Raw genomic sequence first — 14235 nt, forward strand, 5'->3', positions numbered from 1 at the left:
AACCCGCCTCGCCTTTGCCGTGTTTGCTGGTATCCTTCTGGCGATGACGTCCGGGCTATCGTGCCCGGGCAGGAAGGGCCGATGACCGAACGACCCATTTCCAGCGGCGAACGCAGCCGGGCCAGCGATGGACGCGGCTTTGCAGGGCGCTTGGCGCTCAGCCGGTTGGCGACGCGGGCCTCGATGACCTTCGAGCGCGCTTGGCCGCTCGTGCTGCCGCTGCTGGTCGTCGCCAGCCTGTTCTTCAGCTTTTCGTGGTTCGGCCTGTTCCCGCGCTTGCCGGACGCGGCGCGCATCGGCCTTCTGATCCTGTTCGCGCTAGCCGCGATCGCAGCGCTCTACCCGCTGCGCTTCTTCCGCATGCCCTCGGCAGCCGAGATCGACCGGCGCATCGAGGCGGCGAACGAATTGCTGCACAGCCCGGTGCAGGTGCAGACCGACCGACCGAGCGGCGCCGAGAGCATCTTCTCGCAGGCGTTGTGGCGCGAGCACCAGAAGCGCATGGCCGAGCGGCTTTCGAGCCTCGGCGCCGACCGGCCGCGCACCGGCGTGCCGGACTATGACCGCTGGGGTCTGCGCGCCGTGGCGGGGCTGCTGTTCGTCACGGCGCTTGCCTTCTCCTTCGGACCCTTTGGCGGCAGGATCAGCGACGGTTTTGTCGCGCACGCCTCGCATGATGCCGTGCCCCCGCGCATCGACGCCTGGGTGACGCCGCCTGCCTATACCGGCAAAGCCCCGGTGTTCCTGACGGCCGATGCCAACCAGGCCGTCCAGACCTTTTCCGTTCCGCAAGGCAGCGACATCTCGCTGCGCGTCACCGGCGGTTCGGGCGAGGAGACGCTGAGCTATGCCGATCAAGGCGGCAATGACCGCGCCATCGAGCCCGCCGCGCCGAAAGGCCCCGCGCCTGCCGCCGGCCAGACCGCACCAAAAGTGCGCCAGTTCTCCGGCAAGCTGAACACCAACGGCACGCTGACGCTGAAATCCGGCGAAGGCGATCTTGGCCACTGGGCCTTTGCCGTCATTCCCGACAAGCCGCCGACGATCCGCTTCGTCGGCGAGCCGAAGCGCGCCGTCAACGGCGCCATCGAGCTCAATTACGAGATCGCCGACGACTATGGTGCAGCCTCCGCCAAGGCCGTTTTCGAGCTGTCGGATCCGCCTGCCGCCAACGCGCATCCGCTCTACGGCGCGCCCGACATGCCATTGACGCTGCCGCGCCGCGGCGGCAAGCCGAGCGCGGCCAAGACGACCAAGGACCTGACCGAGCATGTCTGGGCCGGCAGCAACATCAAGCTGACGCTCACTGCAACGGACGACGCCGGCCACACCGCGACCAGCGAAACCAAAACGCTTGTCATGCCGGAGCGGCCCTTCGCCAATCCGCTGGCTAGAGCGGTGATCGAACAGCGCCGGCTGGTGGCGCTCGACACCAATGCCAAGCCGCGCGTTCTCGACCTGATGGATGCGGTCACGCTGCGGCCCGAGGACACGTTCGACAACATGTCGAACTATCTCGCCATCATGAGCGCGAGGAGCCGGCTGAAGCTCTCCGAGAGCGACGATCAGTTGCGCAATGTCGTGTCCTATCTGTGGGAGATCGCGCTCGGCATCGAGGAAGGCAACCTGTCGGCCGCCGAGCGGCGGCTGCGCCAGGCGCAGCAGGCGTTGCAGGACGCCATCAAGAACGGCGCCAGCGATCAGGAGATCGAAAAGGCGATGAAGGAACTGCGAGAGGCGATGAACCAGTTCCTGCAGGAATTCGCCCAGCGCGCGCAGCAGAACCCGAATGCGCCGCAGATGCAGCAGAACGGCCGCGAGCTGCGCCAGAGCGATATCGACCGCATGATGGACCAGATCGAGAATCTGGCCAAATCGGGCGATCGCGACAAGGCCCAGCAGCTTCTCTCCGAGCTGCAGGACATGATGAACAACCTGCAGGCCGGCCGCCAGCAGCCGGGCGGCGAGCAGGACAGCGAGATGCGCCAGCAGATGGACAAGCTCGGCGACATCATGCGCCGCCAGCAGGAAATGATGAACGACACCTTCCGGCTGGACCAGATGCAGCGCGGGCAGCGTGGCGAAGGCGGCGAGCAGCAGCAGCTTGGCGAGGATGGCGAACAGGGCCAGTCCGACGACCAGCAGCAGCGGCCCGGTCCCGGCCAGGACCGCGATCCGCTGGGCCGGCCGAAAATGTCGCCGAAGGATTTGGCCGATGCGCTGAAGCAGCTGCAGGAAGGCCAGGGCCAGTTGCAGAGCGAGCTCGATCAGTTGAAGAAAGGCCTCGAAGGCATGGGCATGGAGCCCAATGAGGGCTTTGGCGAGGCCGGCAAATCGATGGGCAATGCCGAACAATCGCTCGGCCAGGGCGACGGCGACCAGGCCGTCGGCCACCAGGGCCGCGCGCTGGAAGCGCTGCGTCGCGGCGCCAAGGAAATGATGAAGCAGATGCAGGCCATGCAGGGCGACCAGGGCGGCAGCGAGCAGGGCGGCCGCCAGCAGGACGCCGACCGCGACCCGCTGGGGCGGCCGCGCGCCACCAACGGTCCCGATGACGGCACCTCGGTCAAGGTTCCCGACGAGATCGACGTCCAGCGCGCGCGCCAGATCCTCGATGCGATCCGCAAGCGGCTCGGCAACGCGCTCAGCCCCGATATCGAGCGCAGCTATCTCGAACGGCTGCTGGAGCTGAAATAGCCCGTCATCGGCGTTGCGAGATTGCCCTGCACATTCAGAACCGGTAGCGTCATGGCCGAGAGCATGGGGCGATGATCGATTTCTGGTTTTCCATCGGCAGCACCTACACCTACCTTTCGGTGATGCGACTGGCGAAGATCCAGGCTGAGACCGGCATCGAGTTCCGCTGGCGGCCATTCAACGTGCGCTCGATCATGATCGAGATGGACAATATCCCCTTCGCCAAGAAGCCGGTGAAGGCCGCCTATATGTGGCGCGACATAGAGCGTCGCGCAGCGATGTACAGGATGGGGCCCAAGCTGCCCGCGCCCTATCCGCTTGCCGAACTTGAGCGCGCCAATCGCGTCGCCGTCATTGCCGCGCGGGAGGGCTGGTGCGACGCCTATGCCAGGGAGAGCTACCGGCGCTGGTTCGAGATGGGTGAGCCGGCCGGCAGCGAGCCGAACATCTCGGCAAGCATCAAGAAAGCGGGGCAGGAACCGGAACCGATCCTGCGGGAGGCCGACAGCGATGCCGCCAAGGCTGATCTCGCCGCCGCGACCGAACAAGCCAAGGCGCTCGGCATTTTCGGCTCGCCGAGTTTCCTCGTCGACGGCGAGCTGTTCTGGGGCGACGATCGCCTGGATGATGCCATACGCTGGCTCAGGCAGATTGAAAGTGGCCCGCCGGACTAAAGCCCGGCCGCCGCGCCCGCCTGCCTGGTCAGCATGAACGCCTCGCGTATGGCGTTCTCCATGCCGTCGATCGCCTCGCCGGTCGCCAGCGGATTGCGATGCAGGACGACGTTGGAGGAATCGATGTCGCCGAAACCGTCGGCTGCCGTCAGTTCGCGGCAATCAGGCGGGATGTTGCTGCGCGAGATCGGCGCGATCGCCAGGCCGGACGTGACGGCGAGCGTCAGGCCGCCATTGGTATCGCTGGTGTAGGCGACTCGGTAGTCGAGGCCGCGCTGCTGCAGCGACTTGATCGCGAAGTCGCGGCACCAGCCGTTGCGGCTGTAAAGCGCGATCGGCACCGGCCGTTCCTCATGCATGTGGTGCAGCGTCGACGTCACCCAGACCGTCGGGTCGTGCATCAGCACCTCGCCGCCGGAAGAGCCCTCCCATTCGAACACCACGGCGAGGTCGAGCTCGCCGGCCGCGAGCGCCCGCACCTGCGAATCCGAATGCGCGTAACGCACTGTGACCTCGACGCGCGGATGGCGCTTGGCGAATTCGCCCAGCGCCCGCGACAGGATCGAGCGGCCGTACTCGGCCGGAATGCCGATGCGCACCAGCCCGCCCAGCGGCGGCGCCACCAGCGAGGCAGCGGTCTCGTCCAGCAGCGAGACGATGCGGCGCGCATTGGCGATGAGCTCGCCGCCGCGGCGCGTCAGCGCCACGCCGCGCGAGCCGCGCTCGAATAGATTGTCGCCGACCATGTCCTCCAGCTTCTTCATCTGCATGGACACGGCCGATTGCGTGCGCCCGGCTTTCTCCGCCGCGCGGGTGAAATTGCCGGTTTCGGCCACCGCCACGAAGGTGCGCAAGAGATCGCTGTCGAGGACTGGTCGCATCGAGTCGCCATAAGCAAAGTTGATTGCTGGCATCATTCCAATTCGTTTGCCAGATGTCAAACGCCGCAGGATAGTCATGACACCCATTGGATATGCGGCCGCGAAATCGGTCGCGGACCAATCGAAGAGTCCTCACTCGTACCCGCTGCCTGAAAATGGTGGCGGGTTCTTTTTCGCTGGATCGATCATGCAGAACCGGACGGTGCTTGGCATTCTAAGCCTCTGCCTCGGCGTGCTGGTTTTTTCACTGCAGGATCCGCTGGTGAAGGCGGTTTCGGGCGGCTATCCGGTGACCGAGGTGATGGCGATCCGCGCCATCGTCGCGCTGCCGATCCTGATCGTGCTCGTCCAGGCCGATGTCGGCCTGAAGGCGGTGCTGTCGAAGCGGGCAGGCATGCTGACGCTGCGCGCCTTCATCCAGTTCTCGTCCTACACGGTCTATTATCTGGCGATCGCCGCCTTGCCGCTGGCCGATGCGGTGGCGCTCTATTTCATGGCGCCGCTGTTCATCATGGCGATGGCCGGTCCCTATCTCGGCGAGCGCGTCTCATGGAAGATGCTGTCGACGGTGCTGATCGGCCTGGTCGGCGTGCTTGTGATGGTGCGTCCCGGCGGCGGCGTGTTCGACTGGGCGGCGCTGCTGTCGCTGGGCTCGGCCTTCCTCTACGGCTTCTCGCAACTGATGGCGCGCCGCATCGGCGACACCGAATCGTCGACCGTGATGGCCTTCTATCAGAACGGCGCCTATCTCAGCGGCGCGGTTGCCGTCGCAACCGTCTTCCACCTTGCCGGCATCACTCATGCGGCGCATCCGAGCGTCGAATTCCTGGTGCGGCCATGGGTATGGCCGACAATGCCGGACTTCCTGAAGATGGCCGCCTGCGGCCTCGTCGCGTCCGCCGGCATGATCCTGCTCTCGCAGGCCTACCGGGTGGCGCCGGCCAATCGCGTCGCCACGTTCGAATATACCGGCATCCTGTGGTCGCCGCTGTGGGGTTTCCTGTTCTTCGCCGAAGTGCCGCGTGAAACCACGGTGCTGGGCGCGGCGCTGATCATCGGCGCCGGCCTGCTTGCGCTCAGCGGCGGACGTCGGCGAAGTGCGGCGCCGGCCGCCGCTGTCACGGCCGATGCGGTGTCAAGCGAAGCAGCTTAATGCCTTGCCGACGCGGCCACGGATCTCGGCAAGCGTGAACGGCTTCTGCACGACGTCGAGGATGATGCCGTTGAGCTCCTCGGCGCGCTCACGCTGGTCGGCATAGCCGGTCATCAGCATGATCCGCATCGCCGGAAACTCTCTTGCGGCGGCTGTCGCCATCTCGATGCCGTCCATTTCCGGCATGCGGATGTCGGACACCACCAGATCGAAACCGCCGCGCGCCTGCCGGATCATGTCCAGCCCCTGCGCGCCGTCGGTGGCGATGGTGACATTGTGGCCATCGCGCTCGAGCGCGCGGGCAGCGAGGGTGCGGACGGACTCATCGTCCTCGACGATCAGAAGCTTTGCCATGCCGAGATAGATGCCGCCGAAACGTTGATGTTTTCTGAAAATTCTAACGATCGGCGGCTTTTCGGAATGGCGCCGCCTTCTCAGGCGTCGCCTTTCACCACCCCGACAAATGGCAGCTCGCGGAACGCATGGGCCACATCCATGCCGTAGCCGACGACGAAATAGTCCGGGCAGTCGAAGCCCACATAATCCGCGTTGAGCGAGGTCTGGCGGCGCATCCGCTTGTCGAGCAGCACCGCGATGGCGCAGCTCTTGGCGCCGCGCGAAAGCATCAGGTCGCGGGTGTAGGAAAGCGTCTTGCCGGATTCGAGTATGTCGTCGATCAACAGCACGTCGCGGCCGGCGACCTCGTTGTCGATGTCGCGCAGCACCCTGACCTCGCCGCTGGTCGTGCCGGCGCCGTAGCTGGAGATGAAGATGAACTCGACTTCCGGCGACAGGCCGACATCATGCATGGCGCGGATGAGATCGGCGGCGAAGACGAACGAGCCCTTGAGGATCGAGATCACCAGCAGGTCGTGGTAATCGCGCCCGGCGATTTCCTTGGCGAGTTCGAGATTGCGGCGCGCGATCGCCGACGCCGAAAACAGGACCTCGATGTCCTTGCCGCGTACAACTGGCATTCTTTTGTCCTTCAAAACCACCTAGGCCGCCAGGCGCTAGGTGTGTCGAGATTCAGGTCAGGCCGAGTCGAGAACGATGGCTTCCGAGAACCGGAGTGGAGCGTACTTGAAGTACGTGAGCACCGGCCTACGCCGGCCATAGCCTCAATTTGACTGCCACGCCACTCCTAAGTGCTTCGGCCGGCGAAGGCCGGAAGCGAAGGAAGGCATCGTTCGCAGGCCGGCCTCACCTGAATATCGACACACCTAGCCGGCGAAGATTACGGAGACTGTCCTGACGCCGTCTTTAGGCACATCGAGGCGGCTCGAAAAGCCGAATCTTTCGCCCGGGCCCAGCGAACGGTTCGACGTCCCCAGCCTGTAGCGGATGATATTGGCGTTGCTATCGGTGACGCGAATTTCGAGCGGCGGCAGCGTTTCCGACTTCATCCCGTCATTCGCCGCCTCGCCATCCACGAACAGCACCGGCTTCAATCCCGACGCATCGATGCGCGACGTCACGCCGGAGATGGTGAGCGCGCTCGCCGGCGCGGCGGTCGTCCAAAAGGGGCTTTGCCGGACCAGCGCATGACCACCCGACACCCAGAAGGATGCGAGCGCTATGCCGACGCCGGCTATCCAGAACAACGGGCCGCCACGCGAGGATCGCGACGGCGCCGCCTCTGGTCTGCGTAGCATGCCCATGCCGCCGATCGATGGCGTCGACGGCATCTGCGGCGGCGGTGCCGATTCTGGATGAGCGGCAAAACGCGGCAGCACCACATAATCGGCATCGACGATGTCGGCCGCATCGAACATGACGCGTCCCGGCGCGGCATTTGTTGCCGTGCCGGTCATGATTTCGCCGGAAACAGGGCGCGCGGTTCTCTCGTCAGCCATTGCGGCACCAGTGCAGTCTTCGTTTCTTTTGCGTAAACGGAATTGGTTAACGCTTCCCCACCGGAATGGCTTTGATGCATGCTGGACGTTGCAAAATTAACCGCTGGTTAACCATGCCGGCCGATGGTCTGTTAAGATAGATTGTGGCGCGTCGCCGCCGAGAGTTTCCAGGTCGCCGAACGTGATCCGCTTCGAAAATGTCGGCCTCCGCTATGGCATGGGTCCGGAGATCCTCCGCGATATCTCCCTGCACATTCCGGAGCGCTCCTTCCAGTTCCTGAGCGGCCCTTCGGGCGCCGGCAAGACGACCTTGCTGCGCCTTTTGTTCATGTCGCTGAAGCCGACGCGCGGCCTGATCACCATCTTCGGCAAGGACCGCTCGCGCATTTCGCGCGGCGAGCTGCCGCTGCTGCGCCGCCGCATCGGCGTGGTGTTCCAGGACTTCCGCCTGCTCGACCATATGACGACCTACGAGAATGTCGCGCTGCCGCTGCGCGTGCGCGGGCGCGAGGAAGCGAGCTACCGCACCGACGTCACCGAGCTGCTGAAATGGGTCGGGCTCGGCGACCGCATGCATGTGCTGCCGCCGGTGCTGTCGGGCGGCGAGAAGCAGCGCGCCGCGATAGCCCGGGCCTTGATCGAACAGCCGGAGATCCTGCTTGCCGACGAGCCGACCGGCAATGTCGATCCGCCGCTGGCGCGCAGGCTGCTAAGACTGTTCATCGAGCTCAACCGGCTAGGCACCGCCGTGGTGATCGCCACCCACGACCTCGGCCTGATGGAACAGGTCGATGCGCGTCGCATGATCCTGGCCGGTGGAAGGTTGGACGTTTATGACTGACCTCCCGGCCGATCACCTCCAGCACGAAACGCTCGACAAGACGACGGTCCGGCGTGTCCAGCGCAAGACGGCGCCGATCGTACCGGCGCAGAACATCGCTGGACGGGCGCTGGTGCTGGTCATCGCCATCATGACCTTCCTGTCCTGTCTCACCTTCGGCGCCGTGACGCTGGTGCGCGATACCGCCTCCGTCTGGGAGAACCAGATATCGCGCGAGGCGACGATCCAGATCAAGCCGGCCGACGGTTTGGGCATGGAGGCGGCCCTTGCGCAGGCCTCGCAGATCGCCAGCGAGTTCCCCGGCGTGAAGGGCACCAAGATCATCGACCGCGACGCGACCGCGCGTCTTCTGGAACCGTGGCTGGGCAGCGGCCTCAACATTGACGAGCTGCCGGTGCCGCGCCTCATCATCGTCACCATCGACGAGGCCAGCCCGCCCGATTTTGCCGCCATGCGCGCCGCCATCACGCCGAAAATACCGACCGCGGCACTCGACGATCACCGCACCTGGGTCGACCGGCTGGTCGCCATGGCGCGCACGACCGTGACGATCGGCATTGCCGTTCTGGTGCTGATGCTCTCGGCAACCGTGCTGACGGTGGTGTTCGCCACACGCGGCGCCATGGCCGGCAACGGCCACATCATCGAGGTGCTGCATTTCGTCGGTGCCGAAGCGCGCTTCATCGCGCGCGAATTCCGCTGGCATTTCCTGGTCACCGGCATGAAGGGCGCGGCCGCCGGCGGCGCCCTGGCGATCGCCGTCTTCATCGTCTTTTCCTGGTGGTCGTCGCGCAACATGGCGACGCCCCAGGCCGACCAGGCAACCGCTTTGTTCGGCAATTTCGCCATCGGCTCAGCCGGCTATTTCGGCGTCGGCCTGATGGTGCTGGTGATCGGCGCGCTGACCGCGGCCACCTCGCATGCGACCGTCGTCGCCTATCTCAGCGACATCGACGTTCGCCAGCCGGATGCGGGCTGACCCATGAGATCAATCCGGAAACCGGCGCAAAGCGCTATAAACGAACAAGACAATGATCACACGCGGGATACCTGCCGTAACGCAATGTGCGCCGTCTCACCTATCAACGGCCGCATTTCGGAGTTAACCATTAGAGGCTTTCAGGATTAACCTGGGGATGATGGAAGCGCGGGATTCGATCGAGACGGCTGGACGAATGCCGGCGATGCGTGTGCGCAGCGCTGCCTTCGCCGGGTTCGGTCGTTTGAGGCTCGCCCTGCGCGTCTGCGGTTTCGTGGTTCTCGCCGCGCTGGTGCTTTTTGCCGGCGGCTTCGGCTGGTTTGCCGACAAGGTCAGCCATATGACGACTCCGGCCAATCCGGCCAGGGCCGACGCCATCATCGTGCTGACCGGCGGGCAGTCGCGGCTCGACGCGGCGATGGACCTGTTGGCCTCCGGCAAGGGCGAACGGCTGCTGATCAGCGGCGTCCATCCGTCGGCAACCAAGCGCCAGCTGCAGGCGGCGATGGGCGGCGACAAACAGCTCTTTTCCTGTTGCGTCGATATCGACCACGCCGCGCTCGACACCATCGGCAATGCCGAGGAAAGCGCCAAATGGGTGGAAAACCACGCCTATGGCAGCATCATCATCGTCACCAACAATTACCACATGCCGCGCAGCTTGCTCGAGATGGGCCGGCTGCTGCATGGCGCGCGCCTGGAACCCTATCCGGTGGTCAATACCAATCTCGGCAACGGCGGCTGGCTGACCAAGCCGGAGGCCCTGCGTGTGCTGCTCACCGAATACAGCAAATATGTGCTGTCTCTGGCGCGCGGCTTCCTTCCGCTGCGCGCGACGCCCGAAGGCGTCGCGCTCGCCGAAGCCTCGACGGTGGTGAAGAATTAGACTTCGCCTGACGTGCGCAGGCGCGCAATCTCCTGCTCCAGGCCGGCGATGCGCCGGTCGCGCTCGGCAAGTGCGGCCGCGACATCCGCCGCCTCGAAGCGCTGCGGGATGTGCTGTGGGCAATTGGCATCCCAGGCGGAGACCGTGAACAGGATCGCCTGCTCCGGCCGCGCCTTGTAGTCCGCGGGCATCAGCTTCGCCGTCAGCTCCGGGTCATTCTCGACGACGCGCGCCCTGCCCCAGATCTTGATGCGCTGCCGGAGCATATAGTCGATCAGGAACAGGAAGGCCTGGTCATTGTCCTCGAGATTGCCCTGGGTGATGAACTGCCGATTGCCGGAAAAGTCCGCAAAGCCGATCATGTGCTCGTCCAGCACCTTGAGGAAACCGGCCGGCCCACCGCGATGCTGGATGTAGGGCTGGCCTTCAGCGTTGGCCGTCGCCAGGAACACGCTGGTCTGTGCTTCGATGAAGGCGGCAAGATCCGGAGCGATCGTTGCCCGCCAGCCGCCGTGCTGCTCTACGCGCGCATAGGAATTGCGCGACCCCTTGCGGGACTGGATGGCCTTGACGGTAGGTGTGAAGGCGACGTCGCTGGTGAATTCATTCATGCTGGCGCTCCGCGGACAGGATCGCACATCAATTAGGCTCTTCCGAAAACCGGATGTAGAGAGCATGTTTGCAATCTATCTTTCCATATTTCGGAAGAATAATGGACCGCCTCGACGCTATGTCCCTGTTCGTTGCCACGGTGGAGGCCGGCAGCCTTTCCGCTGCAGCCAAGCGCGCTGGCGTGCCGCTGCCGACGGTGAGCCGCAAGCTTTCCGAACTGGAGAAGCATTTGGGGACGCGTCTGCTCAACCGCTCGACGCGGCGCCTGACGCTGACCGATGCCGGCCAGTCCTATCTTGCCGCCTGCCGTCGCATCCTCGACGAGGTGGGCGAGGCCGAGCGCGATGCTGCCGGCGAATATTCGAGCCCGACCGGCGAGCTGGTCATCACGGCGCCGGTCGTGTTCGGCCGCCTGCATGTGCTGCCGGTGATCGCCGACTTTCTCGCCGTCTACCCGCAAGTGGATGTCCGCCTGACCCTGTCGGACCGGATCACCCAACTGGTCGAGGAGCATATCGATCTCGCCCTGCGCATCGGCGAGCTGCCGGATTCGGCGATGGTTGCGATCCGCGTCGGCTCGATCCGCCGTATCGTCTGCGCAAGCCCCGCCTATCTCGCCTTGCATGGCACGCCGACGACCCCGCAAGACCTTGCCGGCCACGACTGTGTCACCTTCGAAGGTCTCGCCGCTCCCGCGGCATGGAGCTTCGGAACCGGCAAGACGGAAACGACAATCCCTGTTCGCTCGCGCCTGCAAGTCAACACCGCCGAAGCGGCCATTGATGCCGCGATTGCCGGGCTCGGCCTGACGAAAGTGCTCTCCTACCAGGCGGATGCCGCGGTGCGCGCCGGCGCGCTGCGGCTGGTGCTGCAGGCCTTCGAACCGCCGCCCTGGCCGGTGAGCCTCGTCCATGCCGGCCAGGGCCGGCTACCGGTAAAGCTGCGCGCCTTCCTCGATTTCGCCGCGCCGCGTCTCAAGGAACGGCTGGCTCGGTCACTCTAGCGGCACCATTCGACAATGGCGGCGTTTCCTTTTTGCCGCCGCTTGGTGTAACCAACGCACACTTCCTCACGGGCCCCTTGCATGCTCATCATCCGCTCGCTGGCGTTCAACTTCGTCTTCTATCTCAGCCTGATCGTCCAGATGATCTTCTGGACGCCTTTCTATTTCCTGTCGCCGCGCCACCGCGCCTGGTTCGTGCCGAAATTCTGGTCGCGCACCTCGATGTGGCTCTATGACAAGATCGCCGCGACGAAGAGCGAGATCACGGGTGTCGAGAACCTGCCCGAAGGCTCCTTCATCCTGGCGCCGAAGCATCAGTCCTTCTGGGATGCGATCGCCTTCTTTCCCTATCTTGACGACGCGCTCTACATCCTGAAGCGCGAGCTGACCTGGATCCCGTTCTTCGGCTGGTACATCTTGAAGATGCGCATGATCCCGGTCGACCGAGGCAACCGTTCGAAAGCGCTGAAGGCGGTCGTCGTCGCGACCAGGCAGGAGATGAACCGCAATCCACGCCAGCTCATCATCTATCCCGAAGGCACCCGCCGCCCGCCGGGTGCCGAGCCGTCTTACAAATACGGCATCGTCGAGCTTTACACGCAGCTCAGCGTTCCCGTGGTCCCGGTTGCCCATGTTGCCGGCCTCTACTGGCCGCGCCGCAAGTTCCTGCGCTATCCCGGCACCATCAAGGCCCGCTTCCTGCCGCCGATCCCGCCAGGGCTCGGCAAGGAGGAATTCATGCAGCGGCTGATCGGCGAGACCGAGGCCGCCTGCGACCAGATGCTTATCGAAGCGGCGCAGGCGCCGAACCCGCCGCCCATGCCGCCGACGGCGGTGAAGCGGCTGGCGGAACTCGGCGTAACCGCGAAGACCTGATCGGCTACCGCAGCACCGCCAGCAGGGTCGTCAGCACCAGCGTGGCGGCAAACACCAGGTTGATGATCCGCGAGGCCAGCGGATGGCGCAGGCCGCGCGCGAACGCCGTTCCGGCAAGCAGCCACACGACGTGAATGGCGACGATCATCGCGGCAAGCACCAGCAGCCGGGTGGAGACGCCGAGCGCATCGGCCTGCGACGCGGCGCCGGCGAAAACCGCCGCGATCGCCACATAGGCTTTCGGATTGGCGACGGCGAGCATGAAACCGCCAAGGAAATCAGGCTCCGTCGCCGTGCTTCCGCGCTCCGCCAATGGCGGCGCGGTCGCTATTTTGAAGGCGAGATAAAGGATGTAGCCTGCCGAAGCGACCGCCAGCACCGGCGCCACTCCCGGCACCGAGGTCAGCATGCCGAAAATCCCGCCCGCCACCGCCAGAAGCACGGCGATCGTGCCGAGCACCACGCCAGACGTGTAACCCAGGGAAGGACGCAGACCGAAAGCCGCGCCGACGGCGGTCACGCTGATCGTCGCAGGTCCCGGACTGCCCATGACGACCGTCGCCGCCACGATAAGCGCCAGCACCTGCTGCCAGGTCTGCGCCTCGTTCAAGATGCCATCGGCCATGCCGAACCCTCCTGCCGCCGCGATGCGACAGGATTTAGGAGGGATCGTCATGGCCGTCTTGGACGTTCGTGCGCAGCGCCCGTCTCAGGCGCTGGCCCGGTCCAATGCCGCGATATCGTCGGCCGAAAGCTTGAGCGACGCGGCGCGGATTAGGCTATCCATCTGGGCCAGGGTCGTGGCGCTGGCGATCGGCGCGGTGACGCCCGGCCGCGCGATGATCCAGGCCAGCGCCACCTCCGCCTGCTTGGCCGAATGACTCTCCGCCACGGCATCGAGCGCGGAAAGGATGCGCATGCCACGCTCGTTGAGATATTCGGCGACGTCTTCGCCGCGCGCGCTCTGGCCGAGATCGGCCTTGCTGCGGTATTTGCCGCTCAGGAATCCCTTAGCGAGGCTGAAATAGGTGATGATGCCGATATCCTCTGCCTTACAGAGGTCGAGCAACGGTCCGTCGAGCGACGAGCGGTCGTACAAATTGTATTCGGGCTGCAGCACCTCGTAACGTGGCAGGCTGCGCAGGCTGGCGACGTCGAGCGCGGCTCGCAGCTGGCCGGCATCGAGATTGGAGCAGCCGGGATAGCGGATCTTGCCCTTTTCGAGCAGCCGCTGATAGGCACCGAGCGTTTCCTCGTAAGGCGTGGCCGGATCCGGCCAGTGCGACAGATAGAGGTCGATGACATCGGTTTGCAGCCGCTTCAGTGAAGCGTCGACCGCCTTTTCGATATAGGCAGCGGAGAGGTCGCGCTTGCCCTGGCCCATGTCCGAACCGACCTTGGTGATGACGATGACCTGATCGCGGTTGCCGCGGCTCTTCATCCAATTGCCGATGATCGTTTCCGATTCGCCGCCCTTGTTGCCGGGAACCCAGCGCGAATAGGCATCGGCCGTATCGACGGCGTTAAAGCCGGCAGCGATGAACCGGTCGAGCAGGTCGAAGGAGGTCTTCTCGTCGGCGGTCCAGCCGAAGACGTTGCCGCCCAAGACCAGCGGCGCGATGGAAAGGTCGGTGCGACCGAGACGACGTTTCTGCAAGACTGATCTCCGTGATGCTGGAACGGGCCTGACGCCCAAGGATGGGATGCCGCTAAGCTAGGTCGCGGCCGGGCGAGGTCAAAGGCATGGTTTTGTTTTTTGATCGGACCAGAGCAATTC

At 64.8% G+C, this 14235-nt stretch carries 15 protein-coding genes; 8 read left to right on the forward strand and 7 right to left on the reverse strand.

Annotated elements, in window-relative coordinates; genetic code table 11:
* Nucleotides 1-81: 81 nt before the first annotated feature.
* Both LB535_RS19140 and LB535_RS19145 read left to right on the forward strand, forming a co-directional pair.
* Complete coding sequence (locus tag LB535_RS19140; protein WP_224633307.1) at nucleotides 82-2697, forward strand: TIGR02302 family protein; 2616 nt, start codon at nucleotides 82-84, stop codon at nucleotides 2695-2697.
* 71 nt (nucleotides 2698-2768) lie between these two features.
* Nucleotides 2769-3371, forward strand: a complete 603-nt coding sequence (locus LB535_RS19145) for a 2-hydroxychromene-2-carboxylate isomerase (RefSeq protein ID WP_224633308.1) — start codon at nucleotides 2769-2771, stop codon at nucleotides 3369-3371.
* Here LB535_RS19145 and LB535_RS19150 read toward each other — a convergent pair.
* Entirely contained in the window at nucleotides 3368-4252 is an 885-nt protein-coding gene (locus tag LB535_RS19150) for a LysR family transcriptional regulator (protein ID WP_095767564.1), read from the reverse strand. The two genes, LB535_RS19145 and LB535_RS19150, sit on opposite strands and share 4 nt — an antisense overlap.
* A 187-nt stretch (nucleotides 4253-4439) precedes the next feature.
* On the opposite strand from LB535_RS19150, the gene LB535_RS19155 reads away from it, so the two are divergent.
* On the forward strand, nucleotides 4440-5405 hold the full coding sequence (locus LB535_RS19155) for a DMT family transporter (protein WP_224633309.1): 966 nt from the start codon (nucleotides 4440-4442) through the stop codon (nucleotides 5403-5405).
* Here the strand turns inward: LB535_RS19155 and LB535_RS19160 are convergent.
* The 3 genes from LB535_RS19160 to LB535_RS19170 form a co-directional block, all read right to left on the reverse strand.
* Nucleotides 5388-5759 carry a response regulator gene (locus LB535_RS19160; RefSeq protein WP_224633310.1) on the reverse strand — a complete coding sequence of 124 codons (372 nt, stop codon included), beginning with the start codon at nucleotides 5757-5759 and terminating at the stop codon, nucleotides 5388-5390. The genes LB535_RS19155 and LB535_RS19160 overlap by 18 nt on opposite strands.
* Before the next feature lie 80 nt (nucleotides 5760-5839).
* The gene (gene hpt, locus LB535_RS19165) at nucleotides 5840-6382 is read right to left on the reverse strand and encodes a hypoxanthine phosphoribosyltransferase (RefSeq protein ID WP_095767471.1); all 543 of its coding nucleotides are present in this window, start codon (nucleotides 6380-6382) and stop codon (nucleotides 5840-5842) included.
* A 246-nt stretch (nucleotides 6383-6628) separates the two neighbouring features.
* Nucleotides 6629-7261, reverse strand: coding sequence for a hypothetical protein (locus tag LB535_RS19170; protein WP_224633311.1), 633 nt, complete (start codon nucleotides 7259-7261; stop codon nucleotides 6629-6631).
* Nucleotides 7262-7442: 181 nt separating this feature from the next.
* Between LB535_RS19170 and ftsE the strand changes: the two genes are divergently transcribed.
* The 3 genes from ftsE to LB535_RS19185 all read left to right on the forward strand — a co-directional run bounded on the left by ftsE (nucleotide 7443) and on the right by LB535_RS19185 (nucleotide 9967).
* Entirely contained in the window at nucleotides 7443-8102 is a 660-nt protein-coding gene (gene ftsE, locus LB535_RS19175) for a cell division ATP-binding protein FtsE (RefSeq protein WP_027167480.1), read from the forward strand.
* Nucleotides 8095-9081 carry a cell division protein FtsX gene (locus tag LB535_RS19180; protein ID WP_224633312.1) on the forward strand — a complete coding sequence of 329 codons (987 nt, stop codon included), beginning with the start codon at nucleotides 8095-8097 and terminating at the stop codon, nucleotides 9079-9081. The genes ftsE and LB535_RS19180 overlap by 8 nt, the downstream gene beginning before the upstream one ends.
* 157 nt (nucleotides 9082-9238) lie before the next feature.
* Nucleotides 9239-9967 carry a YdcF family protein gene (locus tag LB535_RS19185; protein WP_224633313.1) on the forward strand — a complete coding sequence of 243 codons (729 nt, stop codon included), beginning with the start codon at nucleotides 9239-9241 and terminating at the stop codon, nucleotides 9965-9967.
* On the opposite strand, the gene LB535_RS19190 is transcribed toward LB535_RS19185, so the two are convergent.
* Nucleotides 9964-10578: a pyridoxamine 5'-phosphate oxidase family protein gene (locus LB535_RS19190; protein ID WP_224633314.1), complete on the reverse strand. Its 615-nt coding sequence runs from the start codon at nucleotides 10576-10578 to the stop codon at nucleotides 9964-9966. The two genes, LB535_RS19185 and LB535_RS19190, sit on opposite strands and share 4 nt — an antisense overlap.
* 101 nt (nucleotides 10579-10679) lie before the next feature.
* Here LB535_RS19190 and LB535_RS19195 point away from each other — a divergent pair, with 101 nt between their 5' ends.
* Both LB535_RS19195 and LB535_RS19200 read left to right on the forward strand, forming a co-directional pair.
* Nucleotides 10680-11582, forward strand: coding sequence for a LysR family transcriptional regulator (locus tag LB535_RS19195; protein WP_224633315.1), 903 nt, complete (start codon nucleotides 10680-10682; stop codon nucleotides 11580-11582).
* Nucleotides 11583-11663: 81 nt separating this feature from the next.
* Nucleotides 11664-12458 carry a lysophospholipid acyltransferase family protein gene (locus LB535_RS19200; protein WP_224633316.1) on the forward strand — a complete coding sequence of 265 codons (795 nt, stop codon included), beginning with the start codon at nucleotides 11664-11666 and terminating at the stop codon, nucleotides 12456-12458.
* A 4-nt stretch (nucleotides 12459-12462) separates the two neighbouring features.
* Here the strand turns inward: LB535_RS19200 and LB535_RS19205 are convergent, their stop codons facing one another.
* Complete coding sequence (locus LB535_RS19205; RefSeq protein WP_224633317.1) at nucleotides 12463-13083, reverse strand: LysE family translocator; 621 nt, start codon at nucleotides 13081-13083, stop codon at nucleotides 12463-12465.
* An 84-nt stretch (nucleotides 13084-13167) separates the two neighbouring features.
* Nucleotides 13168-14115, reverse strand: a complete 948-nt coding sequence (locus LB535_RS19210; protein WP_224633318.1) for an aldo/keto reductase — start codon at nucleotides 14113-14115, stop codon at nucleotides 13168-13170.
* Nucleotides 14116-14235: the final 120 nt, after the last annotated feature.

This window comes from Mesorhizobium sp. CA10, from assembly GCF_020165285.1.
GTDB lineage: Bacteria > Pseudomonadota > Alphaproteobacteria > Rhizobiales > Rhizobiaceae > Mesorhizobium.

What these genes read in the sequence shown, in the direction of transcription:
- LB535_RS19205 (WP_224633317.1), bottom strand. Translation starts at nt 13,083, where the DNA reads ATGGCCGATGGCATCTTGAACGAGGCGCAGACCTGGCAGCAGGTGCTG.
- LB535_RS19185 (WP_224633313.1), top strand. Translation starts at nt 9,239, where the DNA reads ATGATGGAAGCGCGGGATTCGATCGAGACGGCTGGACGAATGCCGGCG.
- LB535_RS19170 (WP_224633311.1), bottom strand. Translation starts at nt 7,261, where the DNA reads ATGGCTGACGAGAGAACCGCGCGCCCTGTTTCCGGCGAAATCATGACC.
- LB535_RS19145 (WP_224633308.1), top strand. Translation starts at nt 2,769, where the DNA reads ATGATCGATTTCTGGTTTTCCATCGGCAGCACCTACACCTACCTTTCG.
- LB535_RS19160 (WP_224633310.1), bottom strand. Translation starts at nt 5,759, where the DNA reads ATGGCAAAGCTTCTGATCGTCGAGGACGATGAGTCCGTCCGCACCCTC.
- LB535_RS19180 (WP_224633312.1), top strand. Translation starts at nt 8,095, where the DNA reads ATGACTGACCTCCCGGCCGATCACCTCCAGCACGAAACGCTCGACAAG.
- LB535_RS19150 (WP_095767564.1), bottom strand. Translation starts at nt 4,252, where the DNA reads ATGCGACCAGTCCTCGACAGCGATCTCTTGCGCACCTTCGTGGCGGTG.
- LB535_RS19155 (WP_224633309.1), top strand. Translation starts at nt 4,440, where the DNA reads ATGCAGAACCGGACGGTGCTTGGCATTCTAAGCCTCTGCCTCGGCGTG.
- hpt (WP_095767471.1), bottom strand. Translation starts at nt 6,382, where the DNA reads ATGCCAGTTGTACGCGGCAAGGACATCGAGGTCCTGTTTTCGGCGTCG.
- LB535_RS19195 (WP_224633315.1), top strand. Translation starts at nt 10,680, where the DNA reads ATGGACCGCCTCGACGCTATGTCCCTGTTCGTTGCCACGGTGGAGGCC.
- LB535_RS19200 (WP_224633316.1), top strand. Translation starts at nt 11,664, where the DNA reads ATGCTCATCATCCGCTCGCTGGCGTTCAACTTCGTCTTCTATCTCAGC.
- LB535_RS19140 (WP_224633307.1), top strand. Translation starts at nt 82, where the DNA reads ATGACCGAACGACCCATTTCCAGCGGCGAACGCAGCCGGGCCAGCGAT.
- LB535_RS19190 (WP_224633314.1), bottom strand. Translation starts at nt 10,578, where the DNA reads ATGAATGAATTCACCAGCGACGTCGCCTTCACACCTACCGTCAAGGCC.